Below are 4,403 nucleotides of genomic sequence, written 5' to 3' on the forward strand. Positions count from 1 at the left end.
AATGGCTGATGTGAAAAGAAAGCTTGACGGTTTAAATAGACAGCACAATTATAAAGATTCTTTGATAAAAATGCCAACTTATCAAATGCTAAAAATTCATTTTTATTAAATTTGATTAGATGTCTTTGAACTAATTTCATGTTCTTCCTCGAAGCACTTAATTAAATATTCGGTTTTTCTTGTTCTTCGTCTTATTGAAGACAGACGTTTTCCTTGTAACTGATATCGATTCCACATCCTCCAAGTAGTGTCATAACTGATCCCCTTTTTCTTGGCATAATCTCATAGTTTCAACTGTAAGGTAAACTGGCACTAACCACAGGAGCAGTTGTTTGCTGTTATTTGCGTATATTTTTTACAAAACTTTACAATACTAAATCCGTTGAGTATAGGCTACTTATAAGGACAGGCAAAAGGCACTCATGCAAGAGGCAAAAGGGGGGATAAATAATCAGTTTTTAATAACCAGATTTAGTATTAACATTCAATTGATAATTTTTACTAATATATTGCTTACAATCCATTGCCAGTAAGGACTATAGCTACAATGATTGATTTTTATCAAGGTGAAGAATTTTAATTTTTTTTCTCAGAAAAAATCAATTATTGAAAATGTTCTCAATAGTAGTTTCTACAATGAAGGTTTTTCGTCAAAACATCTTGGGGAATGTAAAAATATATAAAAGTATATGAAGATGTGCGGAATGTCGGTTAAATCGACAATAGCAGACAGCATCGGTGCCGAGCAGCTAAAACTTAATAAAAAGGCGACAAAACTTAATAATGTCCAAAACAGCTAATTATGCCCCTCGTGGGCTCTCTGGTTGGTTAAAGAAAAATCTAGGCTAATCCGATAATAACCTGCTTGCAAATCCTGCTAGGGTGGTTTTATCTGTTAAAATTTCTTGTCGTCGTGAAGTAAAGCGGGAAGAGTATGCGAATTCTATTTGTGGGTGCCGAGGCCGCCCCAATTGCCAAAGTTGGGGGAATGGGGGACGTAATTGGGGCATTACCGAAAGTCTTGCGTCAGCTAGGTCATGACGTGCGGATTTTTCTGCCCTACTATGGTTTTCTCCAGGAAAAAATGGACATCCCTTCCGAACCCATTTGGTCAGGATTCGCCATGTTTCATGATTTTTTAGTCTATGAGACGGTTTTACCCGATACGGATATTCCTCTCTACCTCTTTGGTCATCTAGCTTTCTCTGGACGCAATATCTACGGAGGCGAAGATGAGGCCTGGCGATTTACCCTATTTGCGAATGGTGCGGCGGAATTCGCATGGAATTACTGGAAACCGCAAGTTATTCACTGTCATGATTGGCATACGGGCATGATTCCCGTCTGGATGCACCAAGACCCCGATATTAGCACCGTTTTTACTATCCATAATCTCGCCTACCAGGGGCCTTGGCGGGAGGCATTAGAAAAAATGACTTGGTGTCCTTGGTATATGCAGGGCGATAATACCATGGCCGCGGCGGTTCAATTTGCCAATCGCGTCACCACCGTTTCTCCCACCTATGCTCGTCAAATACAGACCCCCATTTATGGCGAAAATTTAGAGGGATTATTGTCCTATATTTCCGGCAATCTGGTGGGGATTGTCAACGGCATCGATACGGAGGTGTATGACCCTGCTAAAGATGTTTATCTTAAGCAGAATTTTACCCCAGAAACCATCGAAAAACGTCTGATCAATAAAATTGCCCTGCAAGAAGAAGTGGGGCTACAGGTCAGTAAAAGTGCCTTTGTCATGGCGATGGTGACGCGTTTGGTGGAACAAAAAGGTATTGATCTAGTGATGCAAATTTTAGATCGCTTTCTCACCTATACTGATGCTCAATTGATTATTTTAGGTACAGGCGATCGCTATTATGAAACCCAACTGTGGGAGATGACTTCCCGTTTCCGGGGGCGAATGTCCCTGCATCTTCTCTATAGTGATGCCCTTTCCCGTCGCATCTATGGGGGGGCCGATGCTTTGTTAATGCCTTCCCGTTTTGAACCCTGCGGCATTTCCCAATTAATGGCCATGCGTTACGGTTGTATTCCCATGGTACGCCGCACCGGTGGTTTAGTCGATACGGTATCTTTCCACGACCCAATTCAGGAAAAAGGAACGGGATTTAGTTTCGATCGCTATGAACCTTTAGACCTGTTTACCTGTATGATCCGGACTTGGGAAAGTTTCCGTTATAAACAGGATTGGCAAAAACTACAGCAACGGGCAATGACTCAAGATTTTAGTTGGTATAAATCCGCTTTGGAATATCTAAAAATCTACAAACAAATCACCGGACAATCGGATCAATTATCCGATGAGGAAAAAGATAAATTGGTCGCCCTGACTAGCAGTTAAATCCTCCTTGAGTAGGGGTGAAGATATATCACCCCTACTCCGGCAGAAATTAACCGGTGATGGCGTTGAGAAGAACTTCCGCTAGGGTCATATCTTCCATATCATCGATAGTAATCGTGTCAACGATATCGAATTTGGCCCCGGCCGTTTCTAGTTGATCGTCTAAAGCTTTAAGAAATTCGGTTGCTTGTCGATCATGGCCTACTTGAATCAGAGAAATAGCTAATTCTTGATCGCTATCGAGTTTTCGAGAAGCTTCGATAATTTGACGCATCACCGCTTTGCGATCATCTGGTTCTCCGTCGGTAATCACCAGAATAGTTTCTCCGTTGGGTTTAGTTTTGCCGGCAGTTTTGCGCTGAAAATAATTATCGAGGGCATCTTGAAGCACAGCTGCTAGGTCTGTCCTCCCCATGGGTTCATTTTCTTGATAAATTTGTGTCACCTTATCGGAAGTGACATTATCATAGCGTCGGAAACGTCCAGAAAAAAGATAGATAGTGATGCCGTCCGGATCGACTTCCTCGCACTTTCTAGCCAAGGCGAGGGTGGATTCTTGGGCAATTTGCCAACGGGTTTTCTCGCTGGGTTTATCAGCAGTGGACATACTGCCACTTTTGTCAATAATCAGAGTATAATCTCTGTCGTGTACAACACTTTCACTGGCCATAGGGGCTATACCTCCAAGGGATTTGCGCTCGTCCTAGTCTAATAATTATTAAACTCTAGGATGGAAACTCTACCTCGATCGACTAGGGTTTTTTAACTATTGGGGGAGGAGACAGCGCCCCCAACAGCAGAAACTATCGGCAGAAAACCGGTCGGGCTAAAATGAAAAAAGTATGAAAATTATTTCTTAACCCGATATTGTTAAATTAGCCGATGAGTGATAGCAAATCGATCGCCTCAACCGAGAAAAAGCCAGATCATCCACCTTCTTGGAGTTTTTGGACGGTGTTTAGTTCCACCTTCCTAACCATATTTTTGGCTGAAATCGGCGATAAAACCCAATTAGCCACCCTTCTCATCAGCGCTGAATCCCAATCCCCCTGGGTGGTTTTTGCCGGGGCAGCCAGCGCTTTAATCGCTACCAGTCTCCTCGGTGTCCTGATCGGTTATTGGATTGCCCGTCGTCTTTCCCCGAAAACTTTAGATATCGGTGTCGCTATCCTTCTCCTTTTGATCACTGGTTTACTCATCAGCGATATTCTCTAATCAATCAGTGATCAGTATTCAGGAGTCAGTATTCAGGAGTGGGTCGTCAGGAGATAGGGTGATAGGGTTTTGGGTTGATAGGGTGATGAGACAGCTTCCCCACTTCCCCACCTCCCCACCTCCCCACTTCCCCACTTCCCCACTTCCCCACTTCCCCACTTCCCCACTCCCTAGAATTTATGAATTGGCAATTATTCGGACTGACATTTATCACGGTTTTTTTGGCAGAAATAGGCGATAAAAGTCAATTAGTAGCGATCGCTCTCGGTGGCAGTTCCAAATCACCTAAAGCTGTCTTTTTTGGCTCAATTACCGCCTTAATCTGCACCAGTTTCTTAGGAGTGCTTGCGGGCGGCAGTATGGCGCAGTTATTCCCCGCTAAGATATTAAAAGCGATAGCGGCCATTGGTTTTGCGCTGCTTGCTGTCCGGCTGCTTTGGCCAGATTCGGATTGATAATTGGGTTTGCGGCAAAAAGCTTTTCCTGGGGGCAGGGTGTGGGGTGTGGGGTGTGGGGTGTGGGGTGTGGGGTGTGGGGTTTTACGATTTTCACCTAGTCAATTACCTAATTTTCAGGGAAAAAGTCCCGGAATTTTCCCCCCGATCACTCCCATATCTGGTACTTTTTGATTGACAAAAAGTCTAAAAGTCTTAGCCAGCAAGGTTTTTAGATGTATTCAGCAACCCCTAATTAGGGTCTGCTGAAAAAGTTATTGAAAAGCACAGGTCTCTTAATCAATGATTTCACTTAGCTACAAGCATAAGCTTTAGTTGTTGATTAGCTTCTAAGCTATAACTTATTGTCATCATTGACCCAGAAAAAGTGC

The 4,403-nt window shown here is 43.2% G+C and carries 4 protein-coding genes; 3 read left to right on the plus strand and 1 reads right to left on the minus strand.

Going from position 1 to position 4,403, the window contains the following annotated elements:
• Nucleotides 1–934 precede the first annotated feature (934 nt).
• Entirely contained in the window at nt 935–2,362 is a 1,428-nt protein-coding gene (gene glgA / locus IM319_RS04215) for a glycogen synthase GlgA (RefSeq protein ID WP_287730518.1), read from the plus strand.
• 49 nt (nt 2,363–2,411) lie between these two features.
• On the opposite strand, the gene IM319_RS04220 is transcribed toward glgA, so the two are convergent.
• The gene (locus IM319_RS04220; RefSeq protein WP_287079210.1) at nt 2,412–3,032 is read right to left on the minus strand and encodes a vWA domain-containing protein; all 621 of its coding nucleotides are present in this window, start codon (nt 3,030–3,032) and stop codon (nt 2,412–2,414) included.
• A gap of 212 nt (nt 3,033–3,244) precedes the next feature.
• On the opposite strand from IM319_RS04220, the gene IM319_RS04225 reads away from it, so the two are divergent.
• Complete coding sequence (locus tag IM319_RS04225) at nt 3,245–3,577, plus strand: TMEM165/GDT1 family protein (protein ID WP_287734746.1); 333 nt, start codon at nt 3,245–3,247, stop codon at nt 3,575–3,577.
• Nucleotides 3,578–3,756: 179 nt separating this feature from the next.
• Nucleotides 3,757–4,032, plus strand: a complete 276-nt coding sequence (locus IM319_RS04230; protein ID WP_002732425.1) for a TMEM165/GDT1 family protein — start codon at nt 3,757–3,759, stop codon at nt 4,030–4,032.
• The last annotated feature ends 371 nt before the right edge of the window (nt 4,033–4,403 follow it).

Source organism: Microcystis sp. M113S1 (assembly GCF_020246945.1).
Classification (GTDB): Bacteria; Cyanobacteriota; Cyanobacteriia; order Cyanobacteriales; family Microcystaceae; genus Microcystis.